Source organism: Streptomyces sp. NPDC020379 (assembly GCF_044387105.1).
Lineage (GTDB): Bacteria > Actinomycetota > Actinomycetes > Streptomycetales > Streptomycetaceae > Streptomyces.
In genome coordinates this window covers 1-17,771 of record NZ_JBIRVR010000020.1, presented here as the reverse complement: position 1 = coordinate 17,771, position 17,771 = coordinate 1, and the positions used below count along the sequence as shown (strand labels likewise).

The window sequence follows — 17,771 nt, the reverse complement described above, 5'->3', positions numbered from 1 at the left end:
CACCTGGCGCGGCCCTGTGCCCTGCCGCCGAACCGCACGCCGCGGGCACGGCGGTCGTGGCACCCCCGGCGACCGTCCCTCAACGCCACCCCGAACCGGACCCCGCACTGCGGACCCGACGACACATACCGCAGCCGGATCCCGCACACACCGCACTCACGGAACCTGACACGACAGCCGTGCCGTGACCCCGCCCGCCCCGCCGCTCAACGCCACCCCGAACCGGAGCCCGCACACAGCGCACTCACGGAACCTGGCACGACGGCCGTTATTCGACCCCGCCCCCGCCGCTCAACGCCGCCGCGAGCTCAATTCGTCGTACACGCTCAGCACATGCGCCACCGTGTCGTCCTCCGTCGGCCACGTCGCCGCCTGTTCGCGGCCCGCCGCCGAGAGTTCCGCCCGGCGGACCGGGTCGGCGAGCAGGCGGCTCACGGCGGCGGCCAGCGCGGCCGCGTCGCCGTACGGGACGAGCTCGGCCGCCTCGCCGACCAGGTCCGGCACGCCGCCGACCGCGGTCGCCACCAGGGGGACGCCCGCGTGCAGGGCCTCCTGCGCGAGCACGGAGCGGGCCTCCCACCGGCTGGAGAGGATCGCCACGTCGGCCGTGGCCAGCAGGTCCGGTACGTCGTCGCGGTGGCCCACCAGGAGGACCGGCAGGCCCTCCGTCTCGATCCTGCGCTGGATGACCGGCCGTTCGCGGCCCTCGCCGGCCACGACGAGGAGGGGCTCGGGGTCGAGTTCACGCCAGGCGCGGGCCGCGTCGAGGAGGGGCCCGTGGCCCTGGTCGGCCTCCAGCCTGCCGACCGTGACGAGCAACGGCCGGGCGACGGCCCCCAGTTCGGCCCGCGTCTTGTTGCGCGTCGGCTCGTCGTCCTCGGGGGCGGGGCGCGGCGCGGGCACCCCGACGGGGGCCAGCCGGGCATCCCGGGCGCCGCGCTGGCGCGCCCGGTCGACGAGCTCAGAGGTCACCCCGAGCACGACGGCCGCGGCACGGGCCGCCTGCCGTTCCATCAGCCGTACGAGCTGGGCGCGCGCCCCTGCCGCGCGCGCCCTCGTGTGCCAGGTGACAACCAGGGGCGTACGCCGTCCCCGCAGCGCGAGTGCCGCGAGCACCCCCGACCGCAGACCGTGCGCGTGGACCACGTCCGCGCCCGTGCTCGCGGCCCGGATCCCGGCGACGGCCAGGGCGTCCGGGCCGGTGCGCAGTGGCGCGAACGAGGCGCCGCCGACGGCCCCGGCGCCCGTGAAGCCGTACCCTTCGCCCGTGCGCCGCGGTGCGCACACCGTCACCCGCAGCCCGCGCGCGACCAGCCCGGCGGCCAGCGACCGCACATGCGGTCCACTGCCGGAACCGCCGCCGCCCAGCACTTGCACGGCGTGCAGGGGTGGGCGCCCGTGCGGCGAGACGGGTGTGCTGCTCACGCGGGTGAAGCTCCTGATTCGGCGTCGGGCGAGGACGGACGGCGCTGCGGTGCCGCGCCCAGGATGCCAGCCTTCACCGACATCCCGACACCACCGTCTCGCGGGTCGGCCGCCTTACCTCGCCCACGCATGCGCGGGTTCACTCACATAGGTGATTCTTGGCGGCCGGCCTCACGACGGCGGTGGCATGCGGTACCGACTGTGTGCCAGCGCCGCCGGATCACCGCGGGCCCGACGCGTGTGCGCTCCTCTGCGGAAGCTCAATATGCGGAAGGGCCGGACCCGGTCGGCGCCTCGCGGGCCACCGCCGGACCCGGTCGGCGCCGAACCCAAGGCCGGACCGAAGGCCGGCCCCAAGGGCCAGGGGCGCCCCCTTCGTTCGCCCGGCGCGCTCGCGCGGCCGTGGCACGGCCGGCATGCTCACCGGCGCGCCGGGGCGGCCTCACGCCCCCCGTGGGAGCGGTGCGCGCGCGGCCGCCAGGAGTTCCTCGGCGTGGGCCCGGGCCAGGTGGGAATCCGACTGGCCCGCCAGCATCCGGGACAGCTCCCGCACCCGGTCCTCCCCCTCCATCGCCTGGACGCCGCTGCGGGTCACCGTCCCGTCGTGGGTCTTCTCGACCACCAGGTGGCGGTCGGCGAAGGCGGCCACCTGCGGAAGGTGGGTGACGACCACGACCTGCGCGGTCTGCGCGAGGCGGGCCAGCCGGCGGCCGACCTCGACGGCGGCCTTGCCGCCGATGCCGGCGTCGACCTCGTCGAAGAGATACGTGGGCACGGGGTCGGAACCCGCGAAGACGACCTCGACGGCGAGCATCACGCGCGACAGCTCACCGCCGGAGGCGCCCTTGGCGATGGGGCGCGGCTGGGCGCCGGGGTGCGGGGCGAGGTAGAGCTCGACCTCGTCGGCGCCGTGCGGGCCGTAGGCGACGGGGCGCCCGCCCACCTCGATGCCGTGGTCGGCCTCCGCCTCCGCGACCTCGCTCTGCCGGATCGCGAAGGAGACGCGCGCGTGCGGCATCGCCAGCGACGCGAGCTCCTCCGTGACGGCCTCGGCGAACCGCTCGGCCGCCTCCGTCCGCGCGTCGGTCAGCGCCTGCGCGAGCTCGCCCAGTTCGGCGCGCAGCGCGTCGCGTTCGGCGGTCAGTTCGCCGATGCGGTCGTCGTCGCCCTCCAGCTCGGCGAGCCGGCCCGCGCCCTCCTCCGCCCAGGCCAGGACGCCCGCGATGTCCTCGCCGTACTTCCGCGTCAGATGTGTCAGGGCCGCCCGCCGCTCCTCGACGGCCGCGAGCCTGCGCGGGTCCGCGTCCAGGTCGGAGGCGTAGCCCGCGAGCTCCCCCGCCACGTCGGACAGCAGGATGCCGATCTCACCGATCCGGTCGGCGAGGCCGGCCAGGGCCGGGTCGTGGGCGCGTACGGCCTCCACCGCCCGCTGCGCGCCCGCGACCAGGGTGGCGGCGTCGATGCCCTCGGGGTCCTCGGGGTTCCCGGCGAGGGCGGCGTGGGCCACGGTGGCGGCGGAGGCGAGGGCCTCGGCGTGGCCCAGGCGGGCGGCCTCGGCGGCCAGTTCGGTGTCCTCGCCGGGCAGCGGCTCGACGGCGGCGACCTCCTCCAGGCCGAAGCGCAGCAGATCCGCCTCCTGCGCCCGCTCGCGGGCCCGGGTGGTCAGCTCGGCCAGCTCGGCGGCGACGGCCCGCAGCCTGCGATAGGCGGATACATATTTGGCGAGCGGCACGGACACGGCGTCGCCCGCGTACCGGTCGAGCGCCTGCCGCTGCCGCGCGGGTCTGAGCAGCCCCTGCTGGTCGGTCTGGCCGTGCACGGCCACGAGGTCGTCGGCGAGCTCGGCGAGCAGGCCGACGGGCACGCTCCGGCCGCCCACATGGGCGCGCGAGCGGCCCTCGGCGGAGAGGGTGCGGCTGATGAGCAGGGTGCCGTCCTCGAGGTCGGCGCCCGCCTCCTCCGCGCGGACGGCCGCGGGCGACCGGCGGTCGACGGTGATCCTCCCCTCGACCACCGCGCTCTTGGCGCCCGTCCGCACCAGCGCGGGGTCGGCACGCCCGCCGAGCAGCAGACCGAGGCTGGTGACGACCATGGTCTTGCCCGCGCCGGTCTCGCCGGTCACCGCGGTAAAACCGGGCGCCAGCTCGACCACCGCGTCATCGATGACGCCCAAGGACCGGATCCGCATCTCCTCCAACACGGATACGACCATACGAGGTTCCGGGGCCCCCTCGCGACGGCCACCCCCATCCGCCGCCCTGGGGAGAACCCCACCATCGGTCCGGGTGACCCCTCCATGGCCTCCGCGCCCCTTACCGGAGAGGCTTGATCCCGTCCCGCCCGAACGCACTCCCATGAGGTCAGGATGACCGTACGCCCCCGTACCCCGCGCATCGCCGCACTGCTGCTGACCACGGCCGTCGCCCTGACCACCGCCGTCGGTCCGGGGAACGCGTCCGCCCGCGGCCCGGGCGGTGCGGCGCTCGACGGCACATGGCGCGTGGACGGTTACGGCACGGTCGTCACCGTGGAGGGCGGGGGACGGAAGCTGCGGTCGTACGAGACCACGGCCGTCAGCTGTCTGCCCGGCGGGCTGACCGCGGCCCGCTCCGACACCCGCGGCCCCTTCCTCCAGGAGGGCGAGGCACCCCTCACGGTGACGCCGAAGGGGCGCGACCGGGCGGAGCTGGCGTTCGGGGACGACGTGGGGCACCGCACACTGCGCCGGATCACCGCACTGCCCGCGAACTGCCGCGGCGACATCGGCCCGGACCCCAAGGCGGACCCGCGGCAGGTCTTCGACACCTACTGGCGGACGTACGCCGAGAACTACCCCTTCTTCGCCGCGCGGCACATCGACTGGAACGCCGTACGGGACCGCTACCGGCCCCGGATCACGGCGGCCACCGGCCCGGACGAGCTGTTCTCGGTCCTGTCGGAGATGGTCCGGCCGCTCCACGACGGGCACACCGGCCTGGTCGACCCGCGGCACCCCGAGGGCTACTTCGCCGGGCACCGCGAGGACACCGTCCTCCCCACGGCGCAGGAGCGGAACCGCATGGACCAGGCCGTCGCCGAGAGCGTCAGGGCGGCCGGCGGCAAGGACGAACGGTCCTGGGCGGACGGGAAGATCAGCTACGCGGAGCTGCCGGGGCGGATCGGCTTCCTCCGCGTCACCACGTTCCAGGGCTACGCGCAGGGCAACACCTACGAGGCCGACGCGGCCACGCTCGGCAAGGCCCTCGACGAGGTCTTCACCGCCGCCCGCACGAGCGGTCCGGGCGCCCTGCGCGGCCTGGTCCTCGACCTGCGGCTCAACGGCGGCGGCTCGGACCGCCTCTCCCTGGACGTGGCCGAGCGGCTGACCGGGCGGCCGTACACGGCCTATCTCAAGCACGCGCGCGACGACGCCGACGACCCGCGGAAGTTCACCCCCGCCGAGCCGGTGCGGGCCGTCCCGCACGCCGGGCCCGTCTACACCGGCCCGCTGACCGTCCTCACCAGCCGGCTGACGATGAGCGCGGGCGAGACCCTCACCGAGGCGCTGCTCGGGCGGGGCCCGAAGCCGGTGCTCATCGGCGAGAACACGCAGGGCCTCTTCTCCGACCGGCTGGAGCGGACGCTCCCCAACGGCTGGCAGTTCTGGCTGCCGAACGAGGAGTTCTTGAACGGTTCGGATCGCCGGACGACGTATGACGGGGCGGGCATTCCGCCTACGGTCGCCGTCCGCCCGGACGACGCGCTGCCGGAGGCTCTGGCGCGGCTGCGTCCGTGAGTGGCCGCCTCACGGTTCGGGTGTCCTCGAGCGCCGGACGCAGCCGGGAAGGGGCGGGGCTGGGAAAAAGCCCGCCGCAGGCGCATCCGGCAACGGCGGGCACCCCACCCCGTCACCTAATGCGGCGCCCCTCGCCACCCAGCCACCGGCAGCGCGAACTTCGCCACCAACCGGTCGGTGAACGACGCATGGTGCAGCCGGGCCAACCGCACCGGCACAGCCCCCCGCCGCACCTCCACCCGCGCCCCCGCCGACAGCTCCACCGTCCGCCGCCCGTCACACCAGAGCACACCGTTCGGCGTCTCCGGCTGCACCTCCACGGCGAGCACCGAATCCGGCGCGGTCACCAGCGGCTTGGCGAAGAGGGCGTGGGCGCTGATGGGGACCATCAGCAGGGCCTCGACCTCGGGCCAGACCACCGGGCCGCCGGCGGAGAACGCGTAGGCCGTCGAGCCGGTGGGGGTCGCGCAGACGACGCCGTCGCCGCCGAAGCGGGAGACCGGCCGGCCGTCGACCTCGGTGACGACCTCCAGCAGCCGCTCGCGCGCGGCCTTCTCGACGGACGCCTCGTTCAGCGCCCAGTCGGTGTGCACGATGTGTCCGTCGGCGCGGACGAGCACGTCGAGGGTCATCCGCTCCTCGACCTCGTACTCCCGGGTCACCACCCGGTCCACGACCTTGTCCAGGTCGTCGCGCTCGGCCTCGGCGAGGAAGCCGACCCGGCCGAGGTTGACGCCCAGCATCGGCACCCCGGAACGGCGGGCGAACTCGGCGCCCCGCAGCAGCGTGCCGTCGCCGCCGAGCACGATCAGCAGCTCGCAGCCCTCCAGGACGTCCGGCCGGTCCGGTCCGGCCTCGACGAGTTCGGCCGAGGGCGGGAGCGGCAGGTCGGCGGCCTCCTCGGCCAGCACGCGCACGCCGATGCCGCAGCGCAGCAGTCCCTGGACGACGAGTTCGGCGCTGCGGATGGCCGCGGGCCTGCCGGTGTGGGCGAGCAGGAAGACCCTGCGGCCGTCGGCCGCCGTCCTCTCCCCCTCGGCTGCCGCCCTGGTCTGTGCGGATACCGCTGCGGATACTGCTGTCGATGCTGATTCTGAAGTGGTCAACGGGGCCCCTCCGCCACTGCACGGTCAACGTCCGCCGGGTCCAGTTCAGGCGCCCCGGCGCGCAGCCACAGAAAGTACTCGACGTTGCCCGAGGGTCCCGGCAGCGGGCTGGCCGTCACGCCCAGCACACCGAGCCCGAGCCCGGCCGCCTGGGCCGCGACCGTACGGACCGCGTCGGCCCGCAGCTGGGTGCTGCGCACGACGCCGCCGCTGCCGAGCCGCTCCTTGCCGACCTCGAACTGCGGCTTGACCATGAGGACGAGGTCCGCGTCGGGGGCGGAGCAGCGCACGAGCGCGGGCAGCACGAGGCCGAGGGGGATGAAGGACAGGTCGCCGACGACGAGGTCGGCGGGCTCGCCGTCGATCTGCTCCAGCGTCAGCTCGCGAACGTTGGTGCGGTCCTTCACGGTGACGCGCTCGTCGCTCTGGAGCGACCAGGCGAGCTGGCCGTAGCCGACGTCGACGGCGACGACGTGGGCGGCGCCCGCGCGCAGCAGGACGTCGGTGAAGCCGCCGGTGGAGGCGCCCGCGTCGAGCGCGCGGCGGCCCTCGACCTTCAGCCCGCGGGGGACGAAGGCGGCGAAGGCGCCGGCGAGCTTGTGGCCGCCGCGGGAGACGTAGTCCGGGTCGTTCTCGTCGTTCGTGACGACGACGGCGGCACTGATCTCCACCTGCGTGGCCGCCTTGGTCGCGGTCGCGCCGCCGACGGTCACCCGGCCCGCCGCGATGAGCTGGCTCGCGTGCTCGCGGGAGCGGGCGAGTTTCCGGCGCACCAGCTCGGCGTCGAGTCGGCTGCGGCGCGGGCGGGTCACTGCCACGGGTGGTTCAGCTCCTGTTGTCGTGCGAAGCGGGCGCGCCGGAGGGCGCCGTCGGCCCGGGGTGCCGGTCGAGCGCGGTGAGCGCGTCGCGCAGGCCCCGGTGTACATCCTCGTACACCTCCAGGTGACCGGTCGCGGCGAGGTGGTCGGCGTCGGCCAGCCGGACCAGCAGGCCGTCGACGGCGGGGTCGCCGGTGGGGGCGCGGTCGACGCCGAGCGGGAGGGGCCCGCTCGCCCGCTCGTCCCGCGGTGCGCCGGTCATCGGGTCGGTCATGTCCCCGACGCTACCCCGTCCCGGTGCCTTCGCGGCGTACGCGATCCGCTGGGGTAGCGTCCCTCCCCATGGCGACCATCGAGGAGTGCCGGGAGGCACTCGACCGGCTGGCGGGGAATCTCGCGGGGGCGAGCGGCGACCTGCGGGACGCCGCCGCGCCCGACCGCTCGCTCAGCTGCCACCTCTCCGATCTCGACGTCACCTTCACGGGCCATCTGGCGGGCGGGCACATCCAGGACGTCACGACACAGCCGGGCACTCCCGAGCGGCGGGCGGAGATCGCCCTGACGATGTCGGGCGACGACCTGGTGGACCTGGTGGACGGCCGGCTGGGCTTCGCGAAGGCGTGGGCCTCGGGCCGGGTCAGGGTGCAGGCGAGCCTGCGGGACGTCCTGCGGCTGCGGTCCCTGCTGTAGCCCCGGCGGGCACGCGGCGCCGGCGGGCGGCCGGGACGACCAGGGGCGTGCCCGTCTCGGGGTCGTCGATGACCTGGCAGCGCAGCCCGAAGACCTGCTCGACCAGCTCGGCCGTGACGACCTCCCCCGGCTCGCCCTGGGCGACGACCCGCCCGTCGCGCATGGCGATGAGGTGGGTGGCGTAGCGGGCGGCGTGGTTGAGGTCGTGGAGGACGGCGACGAGGGTGCGGCCCTGTTCCTCGTGCAGTTGGGCGCACAGGTCGAGGACGTCGATCTGGTGCTGGATGTCGAGGTAGGTGGTCGGCTCGTCCAGGAGCAGCAGCGGGGTCTGCTGGGCGAGGGCCATGGCGATCCAGACGCGCTGGCGCTGGCCGCCGGAGAGCTCGTCGACGTGGCGGTCGGCGAGGCCGTCGACGCCGGTCGCGGTCATCGACTTCACGACGATCCGCTCGTCCTCGCGCGACCACTGCCGCAGCAGTCCCTGGTGCGGGTAGCGGCCACGGGCGACGAGGTCGGCGACGGTGATCCCGTCCGGGGCGACGGAGGACTGCGGCAGCAGCCCGAGCGTGCGGGCGACCTGCTTGGCGGGGTACGAGTCGATGGCCGCGCCGTCGAGCAGCACGGCTCCGGCGGCGGGCTTGAGCATGCGGGAGAGGGCCCGCAGGAGGGTGGACTTGCCGCAGGCGTTGGGCCCGACGATCACGGTGAAGGAGCGGTCGGGGACGGCGACGGAGAGGTTCTCCGCGATGACCCGCTGGTCGTAGGAGAGGGTCACGGACTCGGCGGTCAGCCGGGGCTTCCCGGCCGCTCCGGCCGCCTGTGGCACGGCGGCCTCGCGTACGTCGCTCACGGTGGTCTCTCCTTGTTGGTTCGTGGTGTGCGGCGTCATATCCGGCCTGCCTTGCGCTCGGTGAAGAGCAGCCACAGCAGATAGCAGCCGCCGAGCATGCCGGTCACCGCGCCGACGGGCAGCTGGTCGGCGCCGAAGAGCCGCTGCGAGGCCCAGTCGGCGGTGATGAGCAGGACGGCGCCCATGCACGCGGAGGCGGGCAGGTTGGGGCCCGGCGCCCGGGTCAGCCGCCGGGCGAGCTGCGGGGCGGCGAGGGCGACGAAGCTGACGGGTCCGGCCGCGGCGGTCGCGGCGGCGGTCAGCAGGACGGCGGCGCCCATCACGACGATCCGGACGCGCTCGGCCCGTACGCCCAGCGCGTGCGCCGCGTCGTCGCCCATCTCCAGCATCCGCAGGGCCCGGCCGTGGCCGATGACGACGGGGAAGAGCACGGCGGCGACACAGAGCAGGGGCCAGACCTGGCTCCAGTCGCGGCCGTTGAGCGAGCCGACCATCCAGACCAGCGAGCGGGTCGCGTCGACGAGGTCGGCCCGGGTCATCAGGTAGTCGCGGACGCCGGTGAGCACGGCGGCCGCGCCGATGCCCACGAGGACGAGGCGGTAGCCGTGGACGCCCTTCTTCCACGCCAGCAGGTAGACGGCGATGCCGGTGAGCAACCCGCCGGCCACGGCTCCGGCCGCGACGGCGAAGGGGTCGCCGTGGAAGAGGATGATGACGACGAGCGCCCCGGCCGCCGAGCCCTGGCCGAAACCGATCACGTCGGGGCTGCCCAGCGGGTTGCGGGAGACCGACTGGAACACCGCGCCCGCCAGGCCGAGGCAGGCGCCGACGAGCAGCCCGACGAGCACGCGCGGCAGCCGCAGGTCCTGGACGATGAACTCCTGCGCGGTCGTGCCGCCGCCGGTGAGGGTGGTGACGACCTCGGCCGGTGACATCGGGAAGTCGCCGGTGCCGATGAGGGCGACGGCGGCGGCCGCGGCGAGCAGGAGCAGCCCCGCGACGACGAGAACGGCGCGGGTGTCCACGCGCAGCGAGAGCCCGCCGCGGGTGCGGACCACCTTGGGCCTGGGGGGTGAGGAGACGCTCACTGCTGGACCACCCTCCGGCGGCGTACGAGGTGGATGAAGACGGGCCCGCCGATCAGCACGGTGACGATGCCGACCTGGAGTTCGCCGGGCCGGGTGACGACCCGTCCGAGCACGTCGGCGCCGAGCAGCAGCACGGGCGCGAGGACGGCCGCGTACGGCAGGATCCAGCGCAGATCCGGGCCGGTGAGGGCGCGGACCAGGTGCGGGACGATCAGGCCGACGAAGACGATCGGCCCGCAGGCGGCGGTCGCCGCGCCGCACAGCAGCGTGACGGCGGCCATGGCCAGGACGCGGGTGAGCGTGGGCCGGGAGCCGAGCGCGAGGGCGGTGTCGTCGCCGAGTGCCATGGCGTTGAGCGGCCGGGCGAGCACGAGGGCGAGCACGACGCCGAGGCCGATGAAGGGCGCGATCCGGCCGACGGTCCCCATGTCGGCGGAGGCGAGCGAGCCGACGGTCCAGAAGCGCATCCGGTCGAGCGCGGCGGAATCCATCAGCTGGACGGAATAGACGTAGCCGTACAGCGCGTACGTGACGGCCGTGCCCGCCAGCGCGAGCCGCACCGGGGTCGCGCTGCGGCTGCCGCCGAGGAAGTGGACGGCCACGGCGACGACGGCCGCGCCGAGGAAGGCGAACCACATGTAGCCGCTGATCGTGCCGATGCCCAGGAAGGTGATGGCGGAGACGACTGCGGCCGCGGCCCCGGCGTTGACGCCGAGGATGCCGGGTTCGGCGAGCGGGTTGCGGGTGAGCGCCTGCATCACGGCGCCCGCGAGTCCGAGCGCGGCGCCGACCAGGATGCCCAGGAGGGTGCGGGGCAGGCGCACTTCGCGGACGACCACGGCGTCGGCGCCGGAGGCGGAGTGGAAGAGCGCGTCCCACACCTGGTCGAGGGGGATCGCTCTGGCGCCGACGGCGACGCTCGCGACGGCGACCAGGAGCAGGACTCCCAGCGCGGCGAACAGACCTGCCGCGCGGGCCGCGTTGCGGCCGGGCGGCGCGGACCGGGGCGGCGCCGCCGGGGATTCGGGGAGACTGTCGACCAACACCAGGTTAGGTTAGCCTACCCTGACACCGCCCCTTCGAGTGAGTACCGAGAGAAGTGCATCACATGAGCACCCCCCGCATCCCAGGCATCAGCTCCCTGTCCCGTCGCGGCCTTCTGACGGTGGGTGGCGCGCTCGGCGCCGGCGCCCTCCTCAGCGCCTGCGGGAGCGGGAAATCCTCGGGAGGCTCGGACTCCGGCTCCTCCGGCGGCTCCTGGACCTTCAAGGACGACCGCGGCGAGACGGCCAAGGCGGGCAGCACGCCCAAGAAGGTCGTCGCCTTCACCGGCTCCGCCGCCGCCCTCCACGACTTCGGCTTCGACTGTGCCGCCGTCTTCGGCCCCACCAAGCTCAAGGACGGCAAGCCCGACCCCCAGGCCGGCGACCTCGACGTCGACAAGGTGACGGTCCTCGGCAACACCTGGGGCGAGTTCAACGTCGAGAAGTACGCCGCCATGGGCCCCGAACTGCTCGTCACCAACATGTTCCAGGGTCAGGAGCTCTGGTACGTCCCCGACGACAGCAAGAAGAAGATCCTCGGCCTCGCCCCCTGCGTCGGCATCAGCACCTCCAAGAAGTCGCTCACCGACGTCATCGGGCGCTACGCCGAACTCGCCGGGTCCCTCGGCGCCGACCTCCGGGCGAAGCGCGTCACCGACGCCAAGCAGCGCTTCGAGAAGGCGTCCGAGACGCTCCGCAAGGCCGCCCGCGACAACAAGGGCCTCAAGGTCCTCGCCGCCTCCGCCGCCGCCGACATGTTCTACGTCTCCGACCCCTCCGTCTACGCCGACCTCACCTACTTCAAGCAGCTCGGCGTCGAGATCGTCGTCCCCGACAAGGTCACCGGCGGCTTCTTCGAGAGCCTCAGCTGGGAGAACGCCGGCAAGTACGCCGCCGACCTGATCCTCCTCGACAACCGCACCGCCACCCTCCAGCCCAAGGACCTCACCGCCAAGCCCACCTGGGCGGGCCTGCCCGCGGTCAAGGCCGGCCAGATCACCCCCTGGCTCAGCGAACCGCGCTACTCCTACGCCGGCTGTGCCCCGCTCATCGAGAGCCTCGCCGCCGCGGTCGAGAAGGCCAAGAAGGTCAGCTGACGGTCCCTCACGCCGGCCACCGCCGGCGACCGTGTCCGTCGCGCCCGCCGAAAGGATCACGCCCCGCATGACCACCACCTCCACCGCCGCCCCGTTCCGCTTCTTCGACCTGCGCGTCCTGCGGGCGGTCCGGGTCAGCCCCGCCATGATCCGCGTCACCTTCGGCGGGGACGACCTCGGCGCCGCCGTCAGCGACGGCCGCGACCAGCGCTTCAAGCTGTTCCTGCCGCAGCCCGGCCAGGACGCCCCCGTCCTCCCCGAGGACCTCGGCGAGGGCTGGTACGCGCAGTGGCGCGCCCAGGACCCCGCCGTACGCGCCGTCATGCGCTCGTACACCGTCCGCGACCTGCGCGAGAACCCGGCCGAGCTCGACGTCGACTTCGCCGTCCACGGCGACGCCAACGGCCACGGCGGGCCCGCCACGAACTGGGCGCAGGCCGCCCGCCCCGGCGACCGCGTCGCCGTCCTCGGCCCGGTCGCCCGGGACAACGGCGGCGCCGACTTCCAGCCCCCGGCCGGCACCGACTGGGTTCTCGTCGCCGCCGACGAGACCGCCCTGCCCGCCGTCGCCGGCATCCTCGCCTGGCTGCCCGCGGGCACCCGGGCGAAGGTCTGGATCGAGGTGCCGCACGCCGACGACGTCCAGGGCCTGCCGACCGCCGCCTCGGCGGAGATCACCTGGCTCGTACGGGGACCCGGCCACGCGAGCCCGCTGGCCGACGCGGTGCGCGCGGCGGAGCTGCCGACCGGCACCCCGTACTCCTGGATCGCCGGCGAGGCCGGCATGGTCCGCACCCTCCGCCGCCACCTGGTCGGCGAACGCGGCTTCGACCGCCGCGCGGTGACCTTCACCGGCTACTGGCGCCGGGGCGCCTCGGAGGAGGAACTCCTGGCGGAGCTCTCCTGAGGCCGAGGACGCCGACGGGCCCCCAGCCCTGCCGCCAGGGCTGGGGGCCCGTCGGCGTCCCGCACAGGACGCGGAAGGCGTCAGAACCCCAGCCGCGCCAGCGCCTTCCCCGCGTCCAGCTCGCACCGGCCGGAGCCCGCCGCCGACCAGGCGGCCCCGCACAGCGCCCGCAGCCCGTCGACCGGCTCCCCCGCACCCGCCAGGGTCAGCTCCCCGCCCTCCGCCGTGGCCGTCCACCCACCGCACCGGAAGTCCTCGCCGACCGCCGGCTGCGCCTGGAGCAGCCCCCGCAGGTCCTTCGCCACATACGTCGGCCGGTGCTCCGGCGGCGCGGCAAGCAGCTGCGCGGCGGTCGTCACCCCGGTCAGGACGAGCAGCGAGTCCACGCCGCCCACGTGGGCGCCCTCGATATCGGTGTCCAGCCGGTCACCGACGACCAGCGGCCGCTCCGCGCCCGTGCGCAGCACCGTCTCCCGGTGCATCGGCGGCAGCGGCTTCCCCGCCACCTGCGGCTCCGCACCCGTCGCGATCCGCACGACCTGCACCGCCGCGCCGTTGCCGGGCGCGATCCCCCGGGCGCTGGGAATCGTCAGGTCCGTATTGGAGGCGAACCACGGCACGCCCCGCGCCACCGCGTACGACGCCTCCGCCAGCCGCGACCACGGCATGTCCGGCCCGCCGTAGCCCTGCGCCACCGCGGCCGGGTCCTCGTCCGCCGAGTCCACCGGAACCAGCCCGCGCTCCTCCAGCGCGACCCGCAGCCCCTCCGCCCCGATCACCAACACCCGTGAGCCGGAGGGGATCTGATCGGCAATCAGCCGTGCCACGGCCTGCGCCGAGGTGATCACATCGGAGGGCTCGGCGGGCACCCCGAGCTCCGTCAGGTGCGCGGCGACCGCCCCGGGCGTACGGGCCGCGTTGTTCGTCACATAGGCGAGGTGCATCCCGCCGTCCCGCGCCGTCCCCAGCGACTCGACGGCGTACGCGATGGCCTCGCCGCCCGCGTAGACCACGCCGTCGAGGTCCAGCAGCGCCGTGTCGTAGGCCGCGCTCAGCGGCTCGCGGCTGCCGTCGGGCCGGGTCCGGACGGTCTGGTTCATCGTGCGCTCACTCCTTGTGCTGTACGTCTCTTCCCCGATCATTGCTCATCCGGCCATGGGACATAACATTTCCCAATGAGCACTCCAGGCCGAACAGGGGATACAAGGCAGGGTCTCGAACTCGCGCCATTCCGAGGGCTGCGCTATGTCCCGGAGCGGGTCGGCAGCCTGGCCGCCGTGACGTCACCACCGTACGACGTCGTCGTACGGCCCGACGGCCTGCGCCACCTGGAGACCGCGGACCCGCACAACATCGTCCGCCTCATCCTCCCCCAGGCCGCCACGGCCGCGGACCGGCACCGGCAGGCCGCGGAAACGCTGCGCCGCTGGCAGGACGAGCGGATCCTCGCCGCCGACCCCGAACCCGCGCTCTACGTCTACGAGCAGCGGGGCGACGGCATACTGCAACGCGGCCTCATCGGGGCCCTGCGCCTCAGCCCCCGCGAGGAGGGCGTCGTGCTCCCCCACGAGGACGTGATGCCGCACATCGTCGAGGACCGCGCGGCCCTGATGCGTGGCACGGGCGCCAACCTGGAGCCGCTGCTCTTCTCCTACCGCGGGAACGGCGGCGAGGGCGGCGCGGCGGGTGTCATCGAGCGGGTGACCCGCACCGCTCCGCTGCTCTCCACCACCACCGACGACGGCTACGCCCACCGGCTGTGGTCCATCACCGACCCGGACGACCTGCGCCGCGTCGGCGAGGACCTGTCCCGGCAGCAGGCCCTGATCGCCGACGGCCACCACCGCTGGGCCACCTACCTGCGGCTGCGCGCCGAGCAACCCGCCGGCAGCCCCTGGGACTTCGGCCTGGTCCTCCTCGTCGACACCGCCCGCTATCCCCTGCGCGTACGGGCCATCCACCGCCTGCTGCACAACCTCCCGGTCGCCGAGGCGCTCGCGGCCGCCAGCACCGCCTTCCGCGTACGCACCCTCGAAGGCTCCCTGCCGGAGGCCCTGGACGCGCTCGCCGAGGCGGTGGGCAAGGACGGCAACGCCTTCGTGCTCGCCGGCGACGGCCGCTTCCACCTCCTCGACACCCCCGACCCCGCCCTCCTCGCCCGCACGGTCCCCACCGACCGCCCGGAGGCATGGCGCACACTCGACGCCACCGTCCTGCACTCGGTCCTCCTGGAACACATCTGGCACGTCCCGGACGACCCCGAGCACATCGGCTACATCCACGAGACGGCAGCCGCCGTCGAACAGGCCGAACGCCACGGCGGCACGGCGGTACTGATGCACCCGGTCTGCGAGGACGTCGTACGCGAACTGGCGGAACAGGGCGTCACCATGCCCCGCAAATCCACCTCCTTCGGCCCCAAACCGGCGACGGGCCTGGTGCTGCGGAGCCTGGCGTTGAACTGAGACCGACCGGCCGACGGCCTCAACGCCGAAGGGCGGAACCCCCGGTGGGGGTTCCGCCCTTCGGCGTCAGCGTCAACGCGTGAGCGGTCAGCTCTTGTCGTCGGCCTGCTTGTCCTCGGCCGCCTTCTCCGCGGCGGGCTCGGGGGCCTCGGCGGGCTCCTCGGGCATGACGGGCTCCACGAACTGCGGGGCCGCTGCCGGGGTTTCGACGGACCGCTCCGGGGCGTCCGCCTCGACGGTCTCGTTCTCAGCGGGCTCGGCGGTCTCGGCGGTCTCGGCCACCGGAGCCTCGGCCACCGGGGTCTCCTCGTCCTCGTCGGCCTCGACCAGGGCGTCCGTGAACTCGACGCCGTCCAGCTCCGCGAGCCGGTCGGAGGCGTCCGTCATGCCGCCCTGGTCCGCCTCGAGGGCCTTGGCGAACCACTCACGGGCCTCGTCCTCGCGGCCCACGGCGAGCAGCGCGTCGGCGTAGGCGTAGCGCAGGCGGGCGGTCCACGGCTGGATCGAGCTGGACGCGAGCTCGGGGCTCTGCAGGGTCACGACCGCGGCGTCCGCCTGGCCCATGTCCTTGCGGGCACCGGCGGCGACGAGACGCATCTCGACCTGGCCGGCCTTGTCCAGCTTGTGCACCTCGGGCTCGCCTGCCATGGCCAGCGCGCGCTCCGGGCGGCCCATGCCGCGCTCGCAGTCGGCCATCACGGGCCACAGCTCGACGGAGCCCGTCATCCGGCGCGCGGCGCGGAACTCGGCCAGCGCCTCGGTGTACTTGCCCGTGCCGTACGCGGCGAAGCCGGCGGCCTCACGCACGGCGGCGACGCGGGACGCGAGGCGCAGGGCGATCCGGGAGTAGGCGTACGCCTGCTCCGGGTCCTCGTCCAGCAGGTTCGCCACCATGACGAGGTTGCGCGCGACCTCCTCGGCAAGGCCCTTCGGCAGGCTCATGAGCTCCTGCTTGACGTCCTTGTCGATCTCGTCGCCGGTCACGTCGTCGGGGATCGGCAGACGCTTCACGGGCTCGCGGTCCCGGTCCCGGTCGTCACGCCGGTCATCACGGCGCCCGTAGCCACCGGAGCGCTCGTCGCGCCCACCGCGGTAGCCACCGCCGCCCTGCCGGTCGTCACGACGCCCGTAGCCGCCACCGCCCGGACGACCACCACGGTCATCGCGGCCACCACGGTAGCCACCGCGGTCGTCATCGCGACGGGGGCCACGATCGTCGTCACGGCGCGGAGCGCGGTCGTCGCGGCGGAAGGACGGACGGTCGTCACGACGCTCGTCACGACGGAAGCCGCCACGGTCGTCGTCACGGCGCGGGCCGCGGTCGTCACGGCGGAAACCACCGCGGTCGTCATCGCGACGGGGGCCGCGGTCGTCGTCACGACGGAAGGACGGGCGGTCGTCGCGACGGAACGACGGACGGTCGTCACGGCGCTCGTCACGACGGAAACCACCGCGATCGTCGTCACGACGGGGCGCGCGGTCGTCACGGCGGAAGGACGGACGGTCATCACGACGCTCATCGCGACGGAAGCCGCCGCGGTCGTCCTCGCGACGGGGGCCGCGGTCGTCATCACGACGGAAGGAGGGGCGGTCGTCGCGACGGAAGCCACCACCGGCGGGACGGCCACCACGGTCGTCACGCCCACCGCGGAAACCACCACGGTCGTCGTCACGGCGCGGGCCGCGGTCGTCGCGGCGGAAGGACGGACGGTCGTCACGACGCTCGTCACGACGGAAGCCGCCACGGTCATCGTCACGACGGGGGCCGCGATCGTCGTCACGACGGGGCGCGCGGTCGTCACGGCGGAAGGACGGACGGTCATCACGACGCTCGTCACGACGGAAACCACCGCGATCGTCGTCACGGCGCGGGGCACGGTCGTCACGGCGGAACGACGGACGGTCATCGCGACGCTCATCGCGACGGAAACCACCGCGGTCGTCCTCGCGACGCGGGCCACGGTCGTCATCACGACGGGGCGCCCGGTCGTCGCGGGGGAAGGAGGGACGGTCGTCGCGACGGAAGCCACCACCGGCGGGACGGCCACCACGGTCGTCACGCCCACCGCGGAAACCACCACGGTCGTCCTCGCGGCGCGGGCCGCGCGGACGGTCGTTGCTGCCGCCGCGGTCGTCACGACGGAAACCACCGCCGGTCGGGCGTCCACCCCGGTCGCCTTCACGGCGCGGACCGCCACGGTCGTCACGCCGGTACGCCGGCCGGTCGTCGCGGCGGAAGCCGCCCCGGTCGCTACCCGATCGATCGTCGGGAGAGTTGGTGGACATCGACGTGACTCCTGTCTTCAGGTACCGCAGTCATTCTCGCGCAACCGGTGGACCGGCGCGCTTCGGAAAAAACAAAAAGGACCCTTGGTCCCAGCGTGAACGCTGGGACCAAGGGTCCTTGAAATATTGTTCGGCGGCGTCCTACTCTCCCACACGGTCCCCCATGCAGTACCATCGGCGCTGAAAGGCTTAGCTTCCGGGTTCGGAATGTAACCGGGCGT

15 protein-coding genes, 1 rRNA gene and 1 pseudogene are annotated in these 17,771 nt (G+C 74.2%); 5 read left to right on the top strand and 12 right to left on the bottom strand.

The genetic code is table 11. The annotated features are described in order from the left end of the window. Positions 1-291: 291 nt before the first annotated feature. Together ACH427_RS23985 and recN are read right to left on the bottom strand one after the other, a co-directional pair. Entirely contained in the window at positions 292-1,425 is a 1,134-nt protein-coding gene (locus ACH427_RS23985) for a glycosyltransferase family 4 protein (protein ID WP_398872328.1), read from the bottom strand. A gap of 442 nt (positions 1,426-1,867) precedes the next feature. Next, complete coding sequence (gene recN / locus ACH427_RS23980; protein WP_398872326.1) at positions 1,868-3,637, bottom strand: DNA repair protein RecN; 1,770 nt, start codon at positions 3,635-3,637, stop codon at positions 1,868-1,870. Between the two features lie 153 nt (positions 3,638-3,790). Between recN and ACH427_RS23975 the strand changes: the two genes are divergently transcribed. Continuing rightward, a complete protein-coding gene (locus ACH427_RS23975) occupies positions 3,791-5,200 on the top strand; it encodes a S41 family peptidase (protein ID WP_398872324.1) in 1,410 nt (469 codons plus the stop codon). A 116-nt stretch (positions 5,201-5,316) separates the two neighbouring features. On the opposite strand, the gene ACH427_RS23970 is transcribed toward ACH427_RS23975, so the two are convergent. From ACH427_RS23970 to ACH427_RS23960, 3 genes are read right to left on the bottom strand one after another with little or no spacing between them, the layout of a single operon-like run. Then, positions 5,317-6,306, bottom strand: a complete 990-nt coding sequence (locus tag ACH427_RS23970) for an NAD kinase (protein ID WP_398872322.1) — start codon at positions 6,304-6,306, stop codon at positions 5,317-5,319. Beyond that, the gene (locus ACH427_RS23965) at positions 6,303-7,118 is read right to left on the bottom strand and encodes a TlyA family RNA methyltransferase (protein WP_398872519.1); all 816 of its coding nucleotides are present in this window, start codon (positions 7,116-7,118) and stop codon (positions 6,303-6,305) included. The genes ACH427_RS23970 and ACH427_RS23965 overlap by 4 nt, the downstream gene beginning before the upstream one ends. A gap of 13 nt (positions 7,119-7,131) precedes the next feature. Continuing rightward, the gene (locus ACH427_RS23960; RefSeq protein WP_398872320.1) at positions 7,132-7,398 is read right to left on the bottom strand and encodes a hypothetical protein; all 267 of its coding nucleotides are present in this window, start codon (positions 7,396-7,398) and stop codon (positions 7,132-7,134) included. Between the two features lie 68 nt (positions 7,399-7,466). Between ACH427_RS23960 and ACH427_RS23955 the strand changes: the two genes are divergently transcribed. After that, positions 7,467-7,814 carry a sterol-binding protein gene (locus ACH427_RS23955; protein ID WP_398872318.1) on the top strand — a complete coding sequence of 116 codons (348 nt, stop codon included), beginning with the start codon at positions 7,467-7,469 and terminating at the stop codon, positions 7,812-7,814. Here the strand turns inward: ACH427_RS23955 and ACH427_RS23950 are convergent. From ACH427_RS23950 to ACH427_RS23940, 3 genes are read right to left on the bottom strand one after another with little or no spacing between them, the layout of a single operon-like run. After that, positions 7,762-8,739, bottom strand: a complete 978-nt coding sequence (locus tag ACH427_RS23950) for an ABC transporter ATP-binding protein (protein ID WP_398872316.1) — start codon at positions 8,737-8,739, stop codon at positions 7,762-7,764. The genes ACH427_RS23955 and ACH427_RS23950 overlap by 53 nt on opposite strands. After that, positions 8,700-9,752, bottom strand: a complete 1,053-nt coding sequence (locus ACH427_RS23945) for a FecCD family ABC transporter permease (RefSeq protein ID WP_398872314.1) — start codon at positions 9,750-9,752, stop codon at positions 8,700-8,702. The genes ACH427_RS23950 and ACH427_RS23945 overlap by 40 nt, the downstream gene beginning before the upstream one ends. Continuing rightward, positions 9,749-10,795, bottom strand: coding sequence for a FecCD family ABC transporter permease (locus ACH427_RS23940; RefSeq protein ID WP_398872517.1), 1,047 nt, complete (start codon positions 10,793-10,795; stop codon positions 9,749-9,751). Before ACH427_RS23940 ends, ACH427_RS23945 begins: the two co-directional genes overlap by 4 nt. A gap of 65 nt (positions 10,796-10,860) precedes the next feature. Between ACH427_RS23940 and ACH427_RS23935 the strand changes: the two genes are divergently transcribed. Continuing rightward, positions 10,861-11,892, top strand: a complete 1,032-nt coding sequence (locus ACH427_RS23935; RefSeq protein ID WP_398872312.1) for an ABC transporter substrate-binding protein — start codon at positions 10,861-10,863, stop codon at positions 11,890-11,892. A gap of 67 nt (positions 11,893-11,959) precedes the next feature. After that, positions 11,960-12,799: a siderophore-interacting protein gene (locus ACH427_RS23930; protein WP_398872310.1), complete on the top strand. Its 840-nt coding sequence runs from the start codon at positions 11,960-11,962 to the stop codon at positions 12,797-12,799. An 80-nt stretch (positions 12,800-12,879) separates the two neighbouring features. On the opposite strand, the gene ACH427_RS23925 is transcribed toward ACH427_RS23930, so the two are convergent. Continuing rightward, positions 12,880-13,899: an HAD-IIA family hydrolase gene (locus ACH427_RS23925; protein WP_398872308.1), complete on the bottom strand. Its 1,020-nt coding sequence runs from the start codon at positions 13,897-13,899 to the stop codon at positions 12,880-12,882. A gap of 75 nt (positions 13,900-13,974) precedes the next feature. Between ACH427_RS23925 and ACH427_RS23920 the strand changes: the two genes are divergently transcribed. Continuing rightward, the gene (locus ACH427_RS23920) at positions 13,975-15,264 is read left to right on the top strand and encodes a DUF1015 family protein (protein WP_398872306.1); all 1,290 of its coding nucleotides are present in this window, start codon (positions 13,975-13,977) and stop codon (positions 15,262-15,264) included. Positions 15,265-15,351: 87 nt separating this feature from the next. Here ACH427_RS23920 and ACH427_RS23915 read toward each other — a convergent pair whose 3' ends face one another. From ACH427_RS23915 to rrf, 3 genes and pseudogenes are all read right to left on the bottom strand, one after another. Continuing rightward, positions 15,352-16,206 carry a hypothetical protein gene (locus ACH427_RS23915; RefSeq protein ID WP_398872515.1) on the bottom strand — a complete coding sequence of 285 codons (855 nt, stop codon included), beginning with the start codon at positions 16,204-16,206 and terminating at the stop codon, positions 15,352-15,354. Positions 16,207-16,305: 99 nt separating this feature from the next. Then, positions 16,306-17,163 (bottom strand): annotated as a pseudogene (locus ACH427_RS23910) (hypothetical protein); the annotation flags it as partial. A 515-nt stretch (positions 17,164-17,678) separates the two neighbouring features. Further along, positions 17,679-17,771: ribosomal RNA gene (gene rrf / locus ACH427_RS23905) — 5S ribosomal RNA — on the bottom strand; the annotation flags it as partial.